This is a genomic window from Alteromonas sp. MMG017 (genome assembly GCF_018100795.1).
In the GTDB taxonomy this organism is placed as follows: Bacteria; Pseudomonadota; Gammaproteobacteria; order Enterobacterales; family Alteromonadaceae; genus Alteromonas.
This window is the reverse complement of record NZ_JAGJDY010000004.1, coordinates 399,463-414,938: the sequence shown is the minus strand read 5'-3', so window position 1 is coordinate 414,938 and position 15,476 is coordinate 399,463. Positions and strand designations below refer to the sequence as shown.

Here is a 15,476-nt window from a genome sequence, read left to right as displayed (position 1 = left end):
CATTTTATCCCCAATGCGATCACATCTTGATCAGTGCTGTGGATAGGATCCTACAAACCACTGTGTATAAGCTCTTACTGAAGAATGAGTAACTTTATTCACAATTGCCCATGTGGATAACTAAGGGGTTTATACACAAGATCATGAGGGGGTTATCGATCTGTATTGCACAACCTTTTAGATCGTGTAACTTCATGATCTGAAACTGCTTTAAAGGGTTACTAACAGATCTTGCTGATCCTAATAATAATAAAAATAAACAGATCTATAAGAGATCTTAAGATCAATAAGCCAGGGCAGAAAGAAATGAACAACAGCATTGAAGAAAATTTAACCGTTTTCTTTATGCAATAAGTCAGCTAAAATACGCGCCCTTTTTTCAGCTTGTTCAGAAAAGAAAAAAGTTACTCCATTTACGTTAATAGTGAGGTTCGATATGTATTACACCCAAGCATTTGATGTCATCGTAGTCGGTGGTGGTCATGCTGGAACAGAAGCTGCGCTAGCTGCTGCTCGCATGGGTTCAAACACCTTACTGTTAACCCATAACATTGAAACCATTGGACAGATGTCTTGTAACCCAGCGATCGGTGGGATCGGCAAAGGTCATTTGGTAAAAGAAATTGATGCACTTGGTGGAGCTATGGGTTTGGCTGCCGATCAGGGTGGCATTCAGTTTAGAACCCTAAATTCAAGCAAGGGACCAGCTGTTCGTGCAACGCGTGCTCAGGCTGATAGAACCCTTTACCGTCAAGCTATTCGTAAAATTGTAGAAAGCCAAAAAAACCTCACGTTGTTTCAACAAAGCGTTGACGATCTCGTGGTTGAAAACGATCAGGTAACTGGCGTGGTTACCAAAATGGGGCTTAAATTTAAAGCCAAAACCGTGGTACTCACAGTAGGAACATTCTTAGGCGGCACCATCCACATAGGCCTTGAGAACTATCGTGGTGGACGCGCAGGCGATCCCCCTTCGATAGCCCTCGCTGATCGTTTACGTGCCTTACCGTTTCGTGTAGACCGCTTAAAAACCGGTACACCTGCACGTTTAGATGCCCGTTCGTTAGATTTTAGTGTGATGCAGGCACAACCTGGTGATAATCCAACACCGGTATTTTCATTCATGGGCAACCGTGAAATGCATCCACAACAGATCCCGTGTTACATCACGCATACTAACGAAAAAACACACGACATTATTCGAGGCGGACTTGATCGCTCTCCTATGTTTACTGGCGTCATTGAGGGTATTGGCCCCCGTTACTGCCCAAGCATTGAAGATAAGATCACTCGGTTTGCTGACAAAGATTCCCATCAAATTTTTGTGGAGCCAGAAGGCTTAAACAGCATTGAAGTTTATCCAAATGGTATTTCTACAAGTTTGCCTTTTGATGTTCAGATGAATCTTGTTCGCTCAATCAAAGGCTTCGAGAACGCGCATATCGTGCGTCCTGGCTATGCCATTGAATATGATTTCTTCGATCCAAGAGATCTGAAACAAACACTCGAAAACAAATTTATCAAAGGCTTGTTCTTTGCTGGCCAAATTAACGGCACAACCGGTTATGAAGAAGCGGGTGCACAAGGCCTGATTGCTGGCGCAAATGCGTCATTGCAAGCACAAGAAAAAGATCCTCTTATTTTACGTCGCGATCAAGCCTACATGGGCGTATTGATTGACGATTTAGCGACCATGGGTACCAAAGAACCGTATCGTATGTTTACTAGTCGTGCTGAATATCGATTATTGCTGCGTGAAGATAACGCCGATAGTCGCTTAACCGCGTTAGGTCGTGAAATAGGCTTAGTGGATGATGCTCGCTGGGCCGCATTCAATACTAAGCAAGAAGCGGTTGAAGGCGAGTTGCAACGCATGCGTGGAAATTGGGTCCATAAAGATCATAGTGCTACGCCAGCGTTGAATACTTTGCTTAAAACACCCGTAAGCAAAGAGCATTCACTAGAAGAACTTATTCGCCGACCTGAAATGACCTATCGTCAATTGATGGAGATTGAAAGTATTGGACCTGGTTTAACCGATCCTATTGCGGCAGAACAAGTTGAAATCCAAATTAAGTACGCAGGTTATATTGCGCGCCAGATGGACGAAATAGCCAAAACACAGCGTCACGAGAATTCACTGTTACCGGTTGATCTCGATTTTACTAAAATCTCAGGTTTATCAAACGAAGTGGTGGCTAAACTTACCGAAGCGAGACCTGAAACTATTGGTAAAGCGTCGCGTATTTCCGGAATTACGCCGGCTGCTATTTCCTTGCTTTTGGTGTATTTGAAAAAGCACGGCATGTTAAGAAAACACGATAAATTAAGCGCTTAAGCAGATTTCAATTTATGAGTTTAGAGCAAGAATTACACGAAATACTGGCTTCGGGCCTTGCGGCACAATCACTTCAATTAAGCGATGATCAGCAAGCAAAGCTCGTGGGCTTTGTATTGTTGATTGATAAATGGAACAAAGCCTACAATCTGACATCGGTGCGTGATCCGAAGCAGATGATGGTTAAACATATTTTGGACTCATTAGCGATATACCCATATTTAGCTAAACATGAAGCCAAACATATCATTGATGTAGGTACTGGCCCTGGTTTGCCAGGCATGCCCCTTGCGATAGCGTTTCCTGACACGGCATTTACCTTGCTAGATAGTTTAGGTAAGCGCGTTCGTTTTATGACCCAAAGTGTCCATTCCCTTAAATTATCGAATGTGACGCCTGTTCAAAGTAGAGTTGAAGCACATACCCCAGCGCAACCGTATGATATAGTACTTAGCCGAGCGTTCGCTTCGTTAAAAGATATGTTGCACTGGTGCCAACATCTGGTAAATTCAGACGGGCAGTTCCTTGCACTTAAAGGGCAGTTTCCAGAAGACGAATTAAAAGAAGTGAGTGATCACTATCAGGTGATCAAAACGGAAAGTCTCACTGTACCGAATCTGGTGGGCGAACGACACCTCGTTTGGATTAAAAAGGCATAACAGGACATATTGTGGCAAAGGTAATCGCGATCGCGAATCAAAAAGGTGGTGTGGGTAAAACCACTACTGCAGTGAATGTTGCAGCATCAATGGCTGCCACAAAACGTAAAGTGCTACTGATTGATCTTGATCCACAAGGTAATGCAACCATGGGAAGCGGCGTCGACAAATACGATGTTCACGCTACCGCGTTTGAGTTGCTTATCGAAGAACAACCTATCAACGACGTTATTGTTAAAAATACTGCGGGTAAATTTGATTTAGTGGCTGCCAATGGCGACGTGACAGCAGCTGAAATTAAGTTAATGGAAATGTTTGCCCGTGAGGTGCGCCTTAGAAATGCGCTAAAACCTGTTCTTGATTACTACGATTTTATCTTTATTGACTGCCCTCCTTCACTAAACCAACTTACAGTAAATGCATTAGCCGCGGCTGATTCAGTCATGGTGCCAATGCAGTGTGAATATTACGCGCTTGAAGGGTTAACGGCGTTAATGGATACCATTCAAAAACTCGCGTCAGTGGTGAATCCTGAATTGAAGATTGAAGGGGTATTGCGTACCATGTACGACCCCCGTAACCGCCTTGCAAACGATGTTTCAGAACAGCTTAAGCGTCATTTTGGTGAGCAAGTATATCGTACTGTGATCCCGCGCAACGTGCGCCTAGCTGAAGCGCCAAGTTTCGGTACCCCGGCGATGTACTACGATAAGTCTTCTACAGGGGCTAAAGCATATTTAGCATTGGCGGGTGAAATTCTTCGTCGCCGTGATAAATCTGCGCCAAGTCAGGCGAAAGCCAGTTAAATTATAATAAAGCGTAATGCATATCAGCAAATAGGCCATTGAGGGTAATATGTCAGCAAGAAAAAGAGGGCTAGGTCGCGGTTTGGATGCGCTATTAGCAACCAGTCAATCGACGTCGCAAAGAGAAACAGATGCTGCGGCGACAGAAGCGACACAAAGCGAACTTAGTAAATTACCGATAGAATTTCTTGTGCCTGGCAAATATCAGCCTCGCAAAGACATGTCACCTGATGCCCTTGAAGACCTTGCTTCCTCTATTCGTGCCCAAGGTGTTATTCAACCCATTGTTGTTCGTAAGGTTGAAGACAACAAGTATGAAATTATTGCGGGTGAACGCCGCTGGCGCGCATCGCAACTTGCGCAACTTGATGAAGTACCGTGCCTTGTTAAAGATGTGCCTGATGAGGCTGCCGTTGCCATTGCGCTAATTGAAAATATTCAGCGTGAAGATTTAAACGCCATGGAAGAAGCGCAGGCATTAGACCGTCTAATGAATGAATTCTCCCTAACCCATCAAGAAGTCGCTGAAGCCGTAGGTAAATCACGCACAACTGTGACGAACTTGCTTCGCCTTAACAATCTTAATGATGACGTTAAATTGTTAGTGGAGCATGGTGATATTGAAATGGGTCATGCTCGCGCGTTGCTTGCCCTTGATGGTGATAAACAATCAGAAGCGGCAAATGTTGTTTCAGGTAAAGGTTTAACCGTTCGTGATACAGAAAAGCTGGTCAAAAAGCTGCTTGAACCAGAAAAACCGAAGCAAGAGAAGCAAATTGATCCTGATGTGCAAAACCTTATGACCCGACTTTCAGAAAATTTAGGGGCACCGGTAACAATAGACCATAACGCAAAAGGGAAAGGTAAATTAGTCATTAGCTTTGACGATTTACAACAATTAGACGGAATAATAACCAAAATTCAATAAGTTATATTTATATGCTGAAAGGTAGTAGGCATAAATAGTGAGGCCATTCATTCCTAAAACTTGGGCTGTGGACAGCCTCCTTTCCGGTTATAGCGTTAGAATATTTTCAGAATAGCTTTCAAAATGCGATGTACTGTTGAAAAATGTCGGTAAAACAGTATACTTCTGACGCTTTTCGTTAGACATGAACAAGCAGTAGGGCAACGTGAAAAACAAGTTAGCTGAACACGGATTATTTATTGCCAAAAAAGGCATTCTGTTTCAGTTAGTCACGGCACTAATAATAACCCTTTTGGCGGGTATTATCGCAGGTCAACATTCTGCAATATCAACCGCCGCTGGCGCAGTGATAAGCATACTGCCAACAGCCGTTTTTTCAGGGTTTGCATTTAGATATGCTGGTGCGAGTAAAAACGAACTTGTTGCCCGAAGTTTTAGCCAAGGTTCAAAATTGAAACTGGCACTGACAATCATTTTATTTGTAGTGACATTTGCAGGCTTAAATGCCGCGCCTATCGAAGTTTTCGTGGCTTATGTCGCTACAACCGCCAGTCATGCACTGGCCATGTTCCGTTATGGTACGAAGTAGTCAAATAATAACGATTAATAAATAGCTACTGAATACTTTGGTTACGAATATGTACTGGAACCAGTCACCAATTTTTACACTTTACAACTTAGGTTAAACAATGGCATCTGAATACACTACCTCAGAATATATCAAGCACCACTTGACCAATGCCACCATGTGCTCAACCGACAACGGAATTGCTTTTAACAAAGCATGCTCTGATGCAGGTTTTTGGGCGTGGCATGTCGACACACTAGCCTGGTCAATTGGCCTTGGCATACTTTTTCTTGTTGTTTTTAGAAGCGTAGCTTCAAAAGCCACTACAGGTGTTCCTGGCAAAATGCAGGCGTTTGTGGAATTGGTTATTGAGTTCGTTGACGACAACGTAAAAAGTACCTTCCACGGAAGAAGTGCACTAATTGCACCACTTGCACTAACTATTTTTGTTTGGGTTTTATTGATGAACCTGATGGATTTAGTGCCAGTTGACCTTATTCCTTGGATTGCAGGCCTTGTAGGTCAGCACGCGTTCGGTATGGACCCTCATGATGTTTATATGAAGGCTGTGCCTACTACTGACCTTAACCTGACGTTTGCATTAGCAGCAGGCGTATTTGTTCTTATTCTTTTCTATTCAATCAAAATGAAGGGTATTGGTGGTTTTACTAAAGAACTTACTATGCAACCTTTCGGTCACCCAATATTTATTCCGGTGAACTTCATTCTGGAAACCGTTACCTTACTAGCACGCCCGCTTTCATTAGCACTGCGTTTGTTCGGTAACTTATACGCCAGTGAGCTAATCTTTATTTTGATAGCCACCATTGGTTACTTCCAATTACCTTTACACTTTATGTGGGCTGTATTCCACATATTGGTTCTCCCTCTGCAAGCGTTTATTTTCATGATGCTAACCATCGTGTATTTAAGCTTGGCATGTGAAGACCATTAATAAGCATTAACCCGTGTCGGTATTGCCTGGAAATATCGGCGCGGTTGATAACCGAGTTCTACTTTTAACATTAACTTTAACTTAACTTTAAATCGGAGATTTAACATGCTTGCAATTGCAGTTGCTATCCTAATTGGTATGGGTGCGCTTGGTACCGCTATCGGCTTCGGTCTTCTAGGTGGTAAATTCCTAGAGTCCGCTGCTCGTCAGCCAGAGCTTGCGCCTCAACTTCAAGTAAAAATGTTCATCGTAGCAGGTCTTATCGACGCTATCGCGATGATCGGTGTTGGTATTGCACTATTCCTATTGTTCGCTCCACCTGAATACTTACTTTAATTCAGTCTTTAGCGAACTATTATAAGGAGGGGCGAGAGTGAATCTTAACGCCACTTTTATTGGTCAATTAATCGCCTTTGCTGTGTTTGTAGTGTTCTGCATGAAATATGTATGGCCACCGCTAATGGCAGCGATTGAAGAACGTCAAAAGAAGATAGCCGATGGGCTTGAAGCTTCTGAACGGGCAGAGAAAGACTTAGAACTTGCTCAAGCGAAAGCTACTGAGCAAATGAAAGACGCGAAAGCGCAAGCAGCCGATATTATCGAGCAAGCCAAAAAGCGCGCCAACCAATTGGTTGACGAAGAAACGCAGAAAGGCCATGCAGAACGCGAGAAGATTATTGCTTCTGGCTACACCGAAATTGAAGCTGAACGCAATCGTGCCAAAGAAGATTTGCGCAAGCAAGTGTCTGCATTAGCAGTAGCTGGCGCAGAGCAAATCTTACAACGTGAAATTGATGCTAACGCACAAAACGACATTGTTGAAAAACTTGTCGCTGAGCTTTAAGAGGGAGATGAGCCATGTCTGAATTGACAACCGTTGCTCGTCCTTACGCTAAAGCAGCTTTCGATTTCGCCGTCGAGAAGAATGCCATTGCGAAGTGGCAAGAAATGCTGACCTTTGCAGGTGCAGTAGCACAAAACGATGATATGCATCAGTTATTATCTGGAGCAGTAGCTGCAGATACATTGGCTGACATTTTCATCAATGTTTGTGGTGAGCAACTCGATGATCATGGTCAGAATCTTGTAAAGATTCTGGCTGAAAATAAACGTTTAGCCGCGTTGCCTGAAATTTCAAATGTGTTTGATGCCTTTAAAGCTGATTACGACAAAGAAATTGAAGTAGACGTAACTTCAGCCTCTGCGCTGAACGATGCACAGAAAACCGATTTGGTTGCATCGTTGGAAAAACGTTTGGCACGTAAAGTGAAGCTTAATTGTAACGTGAATCCTGACCTGATCGCTGGCATGGTTATTAAAGCCGGCGATACAGTAATAGATGGTTCCGTAAAATCGAAATTGAACCGTCTAGCAGACGCGTTGCAAGCATAACGGGGATAAGAGCATGCAACTTAATTCCACTGAAATTGCTGAACTGATCAAGAAAAGAATTGAACAGTTCAATGTAAGCAGTGAAGCACGCAATGAAGGTACTATCGTCGCAGTAACTGACGGTATTATCCGCATTCATGGCCTTGCCGATGTAATGCAAGGTGAAATGATTGAGCTTCCTGGAAGCCGCTACGCTATTGCACTAAACCTTGAGCGAGACTCTGTAGGTGCGGTTGTAATGGGTCCATATGCGGACTTACAGGAAGGCGTAAAAGTACAATCTACTGGCCGTATTCTTGAAGTACCTGTTGGTAATGCCCTACTAGGTCGTGTTGTAAACACACTTGGTGAGCCTATCGACGGTAAAGGCGCCATTGATGCAGCTGGCTTTGAGCCAGTAGAAAAGATTGCACCTGGTGTAATCGAGCGTCAATCGGTAGATCAGCCAATCCAAACTGGTTATAAGTCAGTTGATGCCATGATCCCAGTTGGTCGTGGTCAACGTGAACTTATCATCGGCGACCGTCAGTGTGGTAAAACCGCAATGGCAATCGACGCTATCATCAACCAAAAAGGTACAGGCATTAAATGTGTGTACGTAGCGGTTGGTCAGAAAGCTTCTACTATCGCTAACGTGGTACGTAAGCTGGAAGAGCACGACGCATTGGGTCACACCATTATCGTTGCTGCTTCTGCGTCTGAGTCTGCTGCATTGCAATACCTTGCACCATACTCTGGTTGTACTATGGGTGAATACTTCCGCGACCGCGGTGAAGATGCGCTAATCGTATATGATGATTTGTCTAAGCAAGCTGTTGCTTACCGTCAAATCTCATTGCTACTTAAGCGTCCTCCTGGTCGTGAAGCATACCCTGGTGACGTTTTCTATCTCCACTCTCGTTTGCTAGAACGTGCTGCTCGTGTAAACGAACAATACGTTGAGCGTTACACAAACGGTGAAGTGAAAGGTAAAACCGGTTCACTAACTGCGCTTCCAATTATCGAAACGCAAGCTGGTGACGTATCTGCTTTCGTACCTACCAACGTAATTTCGATTACAGATGGTCAGATCTTCTTAGAAACTGACTTGTTTAACGCAGGTATCCGTCCAGCGGTTAACGCTGGTGTATCGGTATCTCGTGTTGGTGGTGCTGCGCAAACTAAAATCATCAAGAAGCTGGGCGGTGGTATTCGTCTTGCACTTGCTCAGTATCGTGAATTGGCGGCATTCTCGCAGTTCGCATCTGACCTTGATGATGCAACCCGTGAGCAACTTGAGCACGGTGAGCGCGTAACAGAGCTAATGAAACAGAAACAATATGCACCACTGTCTATTGCAGATATGGGCGTATCATTGTTCGCGGTTGAAAAAGGTTTCCTTAAGGACGTTGAGCTTGGCAAAATCTTAGATTTTGAAGCAGCTCTTCATTCTTACATGAACAGCGAAAACGCTGACCTTATGAAGACTATCAACGAAACTGGTAACTTCAACGACGAAATCGCCGCTAAGTTAACTGACGCTTTGACACAATTTAAAGCGACACAAACTTGGTAATCAATGCAGCCGATGATGTGTAAACACCATCGGCTTCACGTTGAGTAATCGGAGAGATAGTCATGGCCAGCGGTAAAGAAATAAAAGGTAAGATTGGGAGTATTAAAAATACTCAAAAAATTACCAGTGCAATGGAAATGGTTGCTGCGTCCAAAATGAAACGGGCGCAAGAACGTATGGCCTCTGGCCGTCCATATGCGCAAAACATGCTAAAAGTGATTGGTCACATTGCTAACGGTAACCTTGAGTTCCGCCATCCTTATTTGGAAGAGCGTGAAGTTAAGCGAGTCGGCTACATTGTGATTTCCACTGACCGAGGTTTGTGTGGTGGCTTAAACAGTAATGAATTTAAGCTTGTCACTCAGGACGTCAAAAAATGGCGTGACCAAGGTGTAGAAGTGGACTTCGCTGCATTAGGTTCTAAAGCGTGCTCTTTCTTCAACCGTTTTGGTGGCACTTTGCTTGCTGCTGAATCTGGATTGGGTGATAAGCCGTCTGTGAGCGATGTAGTAGGTGTTGTACGCGTAATGCTTAAAGCTTACGACGAAGGCAAATTAGACCGAGTTTTCTTGGTATTTAATGACTTCGTAAACACCATGACACAGAAGCCTGTGATCAATCAGTTATTGCCTTTGCCAAAGTCTGAAGACGAAGAATATAAGCATCGTTGGGACTACATATACGAACCAGATCCAAAAGAAATTTTGGAAGCATTAATGGTGCGTTACATTGAGTCTCAGGTGTATCAGGGTGTTGTAGAAAACGCGGCGTCAGAACAAGCTGCGCGAATGGTTGCCATGAAGGCAGCAACCGACAATGCTGGTGACTTAATTGATGAGTTACAACTGATATATAACAAAGCGCGTCAAGCTGCAATCACACAAGAAATTAGTGAGATTGTGAGCGGTGCCGCAGCGGTGTAGGCAAAGGTTTCTAAAAGATAACGAGGACAAATTATGAGTCAAGGTAAGGTCGTCCAAATCATTGGCGCCGTTGTGGACATTGAGTTTCCACAAACTGCGGTACCAAGAGTTTATGACGCACTACGAGTTACCGAAGGTGGCTTGTCTGGGTTAACCCTAGAAGTGCAACAACAATTAGGTGGCGGTGTAGTTCGCTCTATCGCCCTAGGTTCTACTGATGGCTTACAGCGCGGTTTGGCTGTAGAGAACACTGAAAACCCTATTATGGTTCCAGTGGGTACAGCTACACTTGGCCGTATCATGGACGTATTGGGTAACCCAATCGACGAAGCAGGCCCAATTGGCGAAGAAGACCGTATGTCTATTCACCGTGCAGCGCCTAGCTACGAAGATCAGTCTAGCTCAGTAGAATTACTAGAAACTGGTATCAAAGTAATCGACTTGGTTTGCCCATTCGCTAAGGGTGGTAAAGTTGGTCTATTCGGTGGTGCTGGTGTAGGTAAAACTGTAAACATGATGGAGCTTATCCGTAACATCGCAATCGAACACAGTGGTTTCTCTGTATTCGCTGGTGTTGGTGAGCGTACTCGTGAAGGTAACGATTTCTATCATGAAATGAACGACTCTAACGTACTTGATAAAGTATCGTTGGTTTACGGCCAAATGAATGAGCCTCCTGGTAACCGTTTACGTGTTGCTTTGACAGGTCTTACTATGGCTGAGAAGTTCCGTGACGAAGGTCGTGACGTACTATTCTTCGTAGATAACATCTACCGTTATACCCTAGCTGGAACAGAAGTATCTGCTCTTCTAGGTCGTATGCCGTCTGCGGTAGGTTACCAGCCTACACTTGCAGAAGAGATGGGTGTACTTCAAGAACGTATTACGTCAACGAAGACAGGTTCAATCACGTCAATCCAAGCGGTATACGTACCTGCGGATGACTTGACGGATCCATCTCCGGCAACAACCTTTGCTCACTTAGACGCAACAGTTGTACTTTCTCGTGATATCGCGTCTCTTGGTATCTACCCTGCGGTAGACCCACTAGATTCAACTTCACGTCAGCTTGACCCATTAGTTATCGGTCAAGAGCACTATGACGTAGCACGTGGCGTACAAACTGTACTTCAGCGTTATAAAGAGTTGAAAGACATCATTGCCATCCTAGGTATGGACGAGTTGTCTGAAGAAGACAAGCAAGTGGTATCACGTGCTCGTAAAATTCAGCGCTTCCTTTCTCAGCCTTTCTTCGTAGCAGAAGTATTCACTGGCTCTCCAGGTAAATATGTATCGCTTAAAGACACTATCAGTGGCTTTAAAGGTATCCTGGAAGGTGAGTATGACTCTCTACCAGAACAAGCCTTCTATATGGTTGGTTCTATCGAAGAAGCGCAAGAGAAAGCCAATAAAGCATAATTATGTGGCTGACAGAGTCAGCCTATTAATGTGCTAACGTACCTAATCAGGAGGTTCTATGGCAGCAATGACAGTACATTTGGACGTAGTAAGCGCAGAAAAAGAAATTTTTTCTGGTCTTGTTGAAACGATTCAAGTGACAGGTAGCGAAGGTGAACTAGGTATACACCCAGGTCACGCGCCACTTATCTCTGCTATTAAACCTGGTATGGTGCGTTTGGTTAAGCAGTTCGGTGAAGAAGAATTAATCTACGTTGCTGGTGGTGTACTTGAAGTACAGCCTGGTAATGTCACCGTGCTAGCTGATACTGCGGTTCGTGCAGAAGATCTTGACGAACAAGCAGCAGAAGAAGCCAAACGACGTGCAGAAGAGCACATCGCCAACCCAGGCGCAGACTTTGATTACGCAGAAGCAGCTCAAGAGCTGTCTGAAGCTATCGCACAACTTCGCCTTATTCAGAAGTTACGCAAGTAATCTAATAGCTGTTTATAAAAACCCGCCTTTTGGCGGGTTTTTTTATTTGAATTGATAGATAAACAGTGTAAATAAAAACGTCAATCGATTAACATAAGAATTGCTGAATATAATGATTGTCTACTCAGATTGCGACTAATTGGTAGTAATACAAAAGCAGTCTGTCCGTATCCTTTCGTTAGTAGATACGATGGTTTTATGAAAATAGCTCCTCCAACTAGTAAACCGCAACAGTTTATTGGCTTATTTCCTTTATTAGTTTTATTAGCGATACCGCTATTGAATATGTACTCGGGTGCTTTTTACTGGCCGGATTCAGGTGATATGGCTGCACAGCGAAGCTTTAATTCTGCGGTAAGTATTTCGTTATTCATTGGGTATTTTTGGTTTGGCTTTCGTTACATTCATCAAAACGTAGCCAGCAGTTTAATTTCGCTATTGGTTAAAAAAAATCAGCTGGGTCAGTTTTCAGTACACAGACAAAAGCTAACAAAAGCGTTTCATCACCAAATTATTAACTCATTAATAATTTCATCTATGTTTATGGTTGTATTAGCATTTTTAGGCGATGTTAGTAACGAAAGCTATAACATCAAAGGCATTTCATACATTGCCTCATTTGTTACTTTTAGCCTTCTCACTTCCCTATTTTTATTTCAAGTAAGATCGAATGTGACCTACCTGCTAAAACAGGTACTTCCAGGAACCAATAAGTCCTCTGACTATTGGGCATCTTTTAGTGTAATTACCAAGCTTTCTCTGACTAATGCCCTAATTGCCTTAGGCCTATTAACCGTTCTGCCAATATTTTGGTTTAACGTAACAGTGTCACCTTTGGAAGTGATAGCGGTGGTAAGTATGTCACTGTTAATTGTGACATATACATTCACGCCCTTATTGAAATTAAAATCGATTTTAAAACAGCAGAAATCTCGTACCTTAAAACAAGGGCAAAATGTTACGAACAATCACAACCGCGATGATAGGCAGCTAAAAGTGGTTCGTGCACCCAGTGAAGTATGCAACAGCAGTGATAAACTAAAAACAATAGCTGCGTTAATATTGGTTCCCGTGTCGTGGGGACTGGTATCAATAGTTGAAACCTTGATTTAGCCCGTCAGCTTTACAGCTAGTCTTAAAAGGCGATAATTAAGCACTTTTTAAATTTGGTTTGCTCTTCCTATACCCGTATAATTCCCAGTTCAGCGTTCAGTAAACGCATATGTCCCCTTTCCTATTTATTAAAATTAGCGATTAAAAAGACGATGAAGTTCAGTGCTTACGAGAGTAACCGCAATGTAGTAAGTGTATGGGCGTACCCACTCTTCTTAGTGTTAATTTTACTACTTATTCATAATTGGACCGGCGCATTAACGTGGCCAGTTCTAGATGATGACCATCAACGAGATTTTAATACGGCGCTAGGCACTACGCTGCTTTCTGGTTTTTTTTGGCTTACGATTAGAAATGTGCATAAGAATGCGGCAAGTACGTTAATTGCAGTGTTAGTAAGCCTAGAAAAGCTAAGTCAGTTTAATCATCATCGCGGTGTGTTAGGTAGGCAGTTCGCAAGACACCTTATGTGGTCAACCTCGGTTGGGGTTATCATGCCGGTTGCCTATTTATTATCAGAAGGGCTTGTGACACGGATAGATGAGGCAGAAGTACTTGTTATCGCACTCACATCCATCCCTTTTTGGTTATTGTTAACGCTCTTTATTTTACAGGTATTTAGCAACACTCATTATTTGCAGAAGCTGGCATCAACAGAACATTCTGATTCTACAAAAGAGCTGAATTCGCTGCGTGAAATATTCAACATGGCCCTGTCGAATACCTTAATTGCGGTTAGTGGATTTGCGTTAACACCGATTTTTTGGATCAACAAACCTGTTCCTTTCTTCGATATTGTGATTCTCACCGTTTATGCCGGTTTGATTTCAGCGTATTTGTTTTTACCCATGATTATAGTAGCTAAGCGAATGCGTACCGTGTCAAACATCATCATGACAGAGCATGAAAGCGAAATTACTCAGTTAATACGTCAGCAGGCAAATAGTGGCGTAAAGTCAACGCTAAGTAAGAAAATAGAGTCGATAGAAACCAATAAAGAAACGTTACGTAGAATTCTAAGCAAACCCCAAAAGCTTAGATTACTTATGTGCATGATGCCTTTACCAGCCGCTTGGCTTGTCTTTCTATTTGTAGAATCCTTCTACTACGGGTAGCTTATAGATTAAGCAGATTTCAACAGGAGAGTGACATGCTAATTTACGGTGATAAGCGCTCTGGTAATTGCTATAAATTACAGCTTTTACTGGCATTACTTGGGAAGGCATGTGAGTGGATTGATGTCGATATTCTTAAAGGAGAGTGTCGAACAGATGCCTTCCTAGCTAAGTCCCCTAACGGTAAAATTCCTATTCTAGAGCTAGATGATGGACGTGTGTTGTCTGAGTCTAACGCCATTATGCATTATTTAGCGTCGGGCTCTACGTTCATACCCACCTCACCTTTTACTTTTGCCACTTTACTACAATGGCAATTCTTCGAGCAATACAGTCACGAACCCTATATTGCGGTTGCGCGCTATATCAATCTTTATCTTGGCTTACCTGATGACAGAAAAGCAGAATATGAGGCGAAGCAAGCCGGCGGCTATAGAGCGCTTGAAGTGATGGATAAGCAACTTAGTCAAACCCCGTTTTTGCTAGGTAATCATGTTTCGCTGGCCGATATCTCACTGTTTGCCTATACCCATGTCGCACACGAGGGAGGCTTCGATCTTGCTGCTTACCCCGCGATAAGAAATTGGATAACACTGATTAAAGATCAAAAAGGGTTTATTCCAATGGATGCCTAGGGGTTAGGTCTCTCGCTGGTGGGATTTTGGGCCTCTCCAATTATCTTGCATGGCCTCTTGTAACTTTATGAAAGGCTGAGTATCAATATTATATAGTGTGTTTAATGTATAGGCTGTTGCTTCAAGAGTTGATAACCCTTCACGAATTCGAGTATGCCTTATTCTATATTGTGTAGCGGGGGCGTGCTCGAAATGAAAGCTCGGTATAGACGATAACCATGGAAATTGTTGTAACACAGCGTAAGCTTGCTTCCAGCTACCGTCTATGACCAATAGGGTTTGAAGCGCTGAAGCAACGTGCTCCCGTTGTGACTCAAGCGCAATACTGCTATCACTGGGATATAAAAGTGCTGTTGATTGAACACTGCATCTTGAAGCTAATGATTCCATTTCGCTAATATTATCAGTAGTAATTATCTCTACATCGTTAGCACAAAGCTTAATTAATCTCGCCGTGTTTTTAGCATTGGCAGATTCTTTAACGTGTTGAATTACAATAATCTTAATTGGTATTGCAACTAAAGATACCGCATCACAAATACAGGTGCTTGTAGGGTAATTGCACTGTTTACATTTAGCTCTCATAGTGTTGGTT

At 43.1% G+C, this 15,476-nt stretch carries 17 protein-coding genes; 16 read left to right on the top strand and 1 reads right to left on the bottom strand.

All coding sequences use genetic code 11. The annotated features are described in order from the left end of the window. The first annotated feature begins 436 nt into the window (after nucleotides 1–436). The 16 genes from mnmG (at nucleotide 437) to J8L84_RS08630 (ending at nucleotide 14,881) form a co-directional block, all read left to right on the top strand. Entirely contained in the window at nucleotides 437–2,338 is a 1,902-nt protein-coding gene (mnmG, locus tag J8L84_RS08705) for a tRNA uridine-5-carboxymethylaminomethyl(34) synthesis enzyme MnmG (RefSeq protein WP_211070338.1), read from the top strand. Between the two features lie 14 nt (nucleotides 2,339–2,352). Then, entirely contained in the window at nucleotides 2,353–2,997 is a 645-nt protein-coding gene (gene rsmG / locus J8L84_RS08700) for a 16S rRNA (guanine(527)-N(7))-methyltransferase RsmG (protein ID WP_211070337.1), read from the top strand. Between the two features lie 11 nt (nucleotides 2,998–3,008). Continuing rightward, entirely contained in the window at nucleotides 3,009–3,803 is a 795-nt protein-coding gene (locus J8L84_RS08695; RefSeq protein WP_013786818.1) for a ParA family protein, read from the top strand. Nucleotides 3,804–3,852: 49 nt separating this feature from the next. Beyond that, nucleotides 3,853–4,731, top strand: coding sequence for a ParB/RepB/Spo0J family partition protein (locus J8L84_RS08690; RefSeq protein ID WP_061998130.1), 879 nt, complete (start codon nucleotides 3,853–3,855; stop codon nucleotides 4,729–4,731). A gap of 205 nt (nucleotides 4,732–4,936) precedes the next feature. Then, nucleotides 4,937–5,320 (top strand): ATP synthase subunit I, encoded by a 384-nt coding sequence (locus J8L84_RS08685; RefSeq protein WP_211070336.1) that lies wholly within the window; start codon nucleotides 4,937–4,939, stop codon nucleotides 5,318–5,320. Nucleotides 5,321–5,420: 100 nt separating this feature from the next. Continuing rightward, nucleotides 5,421–6,254 (top strand): F0F1 ATP synthase subunit A, encoded by an 834-nt coding sequence (gene atpB / locus J8L84_RS08680; protein ID WP_061998128.1) that lies wholly within the window; start codon nucleotides 5,421–5,423, stop codon nucleotides 6,252–6,254. Nucleotides 6,255–6,359: 105 nt separating this feature from the next. Further along, nucleotides 6,360–6,590, top strand: coding sequence for a F0F1 ATP synthase subunit C (atpE, locus tag J8L84_RS08675; RefSeq protein WP_061998127.1), 231 nt, complete (start codon nucleotides 6,360–6,362; stop codon nucleotides 6,588–6,590). A 37-nt stretch (nucleotides 6,591–6,627) separates the two neighbouring features. Beyond that, nucleotides 6,628–7,098, top strand: a complete 471-nt coding sequence (gene atpF / locus J8L84_RS08670) for a F0F1 ATP synthase subunit B (protein ID WP_211070335.1) — start codon at nucleotides 6,628–6,630, stop codon at nucleotides 7,096–7,098. A 14-nt stretch (nucleotides 7,099–7,112) separates the two neighbouring features. Then, entirely contained in the window at nucleotides 7,113–7,646 is a 534-nt protein-coding gene (atpH, locus tag J8L84_RS08665) for a F0F1 ATP synthase subunit delta (RefSeq protein WP_211070334.1), read from the top strand. Nucleotides 7,647–7,659: 13 nt separating this feature from the next. Continuing rightward, nucleotides 7,660–9,201: a F0F1 ATP synthase subunit alpha gene (gene atpA / locus J8L84_RS08660; protein ID WP_061998124.1), complete on the top strand. Its 1,542-nt coding sequence runs from the start codon at nucleotides 7,660–7,662 to the stop codon at nucleotides 9,199–9,201. Between the two features lie 62 nt (nucleotides 9,202–9,263). Further along, complete coding sequence (gene atpG, locus J8L84_RS08655; RefSeq protein ID WP_057795063.1) at nucleotides 9,264–10,124, top strand: F0F1 ATP synthase subunit gamma; 861 nt, start codon at nucleotides 9,264–9,266, stop codon at nucleotides 10,122–10,124. 33 nt (nucleotides 10,125–10,157) lie between these two features. Next, nucleotides 10,158–11,543: a F0F1 ATP synthase subunit beta gene (atpD, locus tag J8L84_RS08650; protein ID WP_013786810.1), complete on the top strand. Its 1,386-nt coding sequence runs from the start codon at nucleotides 10,158–10,160 to the stop codon at nucleotides 11,541–11,543. 58 nt (nucleotides 11,544–11,601) lie between these two features. Further along, on the top strand, nucleotides 11,602–12,018 hold the full coding sequence (locus J8L84_RS08645) for a F0F1 ATP synthase subunit epsilon (RefSeq protein WP_211070333.1): 417 nt from the start codon (nucleotides 11,602–11,604) through the stop codon (nucleotides 12,016–12,018). A gap of 198 nt (nucleotides 12,019–12,216) precedes the next feature. Continuing rightward, nucleotides 12,217–13,131 (top strand): hypothetical protein, encoded by a 915-nt coding sequence (locus J8L84_RS08640; protein ID WP_211070332.1) that lies wholly within the window; start codon nucleotides 12,217–12,219, stop codon nucleotides 13,129–13,131. Between the two features lie 152 nt (nucleotides 13,132–13,283). Continuing rightward, nucleotides 13,284–14,246, top strand: coding sequence for a hypothetical protein (locus J8L84_RS08635; protein WP_211070331.1), 963 nt, complete (start codon nucleotides 13,284–13,286; stop codon nucleotides 14,244–14,246). A gap of 35 nt (nucleotides 14,247–14,281) precedes the next feature. Beyond that, nucleotides 14,282–14,881, top strand: coding sequence for a glutathione S-transferase family protein (locus tag J8L84_RS08630; protein ID WP_211070330.1), 600 nt, complete (start codon nucleotides 14,282–14,284; stop codon nucleotides 14,879–14,881). A 3-nt stretch (nucleotides 14,882–14,884) separates the two neighbouring features. On the opposite strand, the gene J8L84_RS08625 is transcribed toward J8L84_RS08630, so the two are convergent. After that, nucleotides 14,885–15,466, bottom strand: a complete 582-nt coding sequence (locus J8L84_RS08625; protein WP_211070329.1) for a tRNA-uridine aminocarboxypropyltransferase — start codon at nucleotides 15,464–15,466, stop codon at nucleotides 14,885–14,887. Nucleotides 15,467–15,476: the final 10 nt, after the last annotated feature.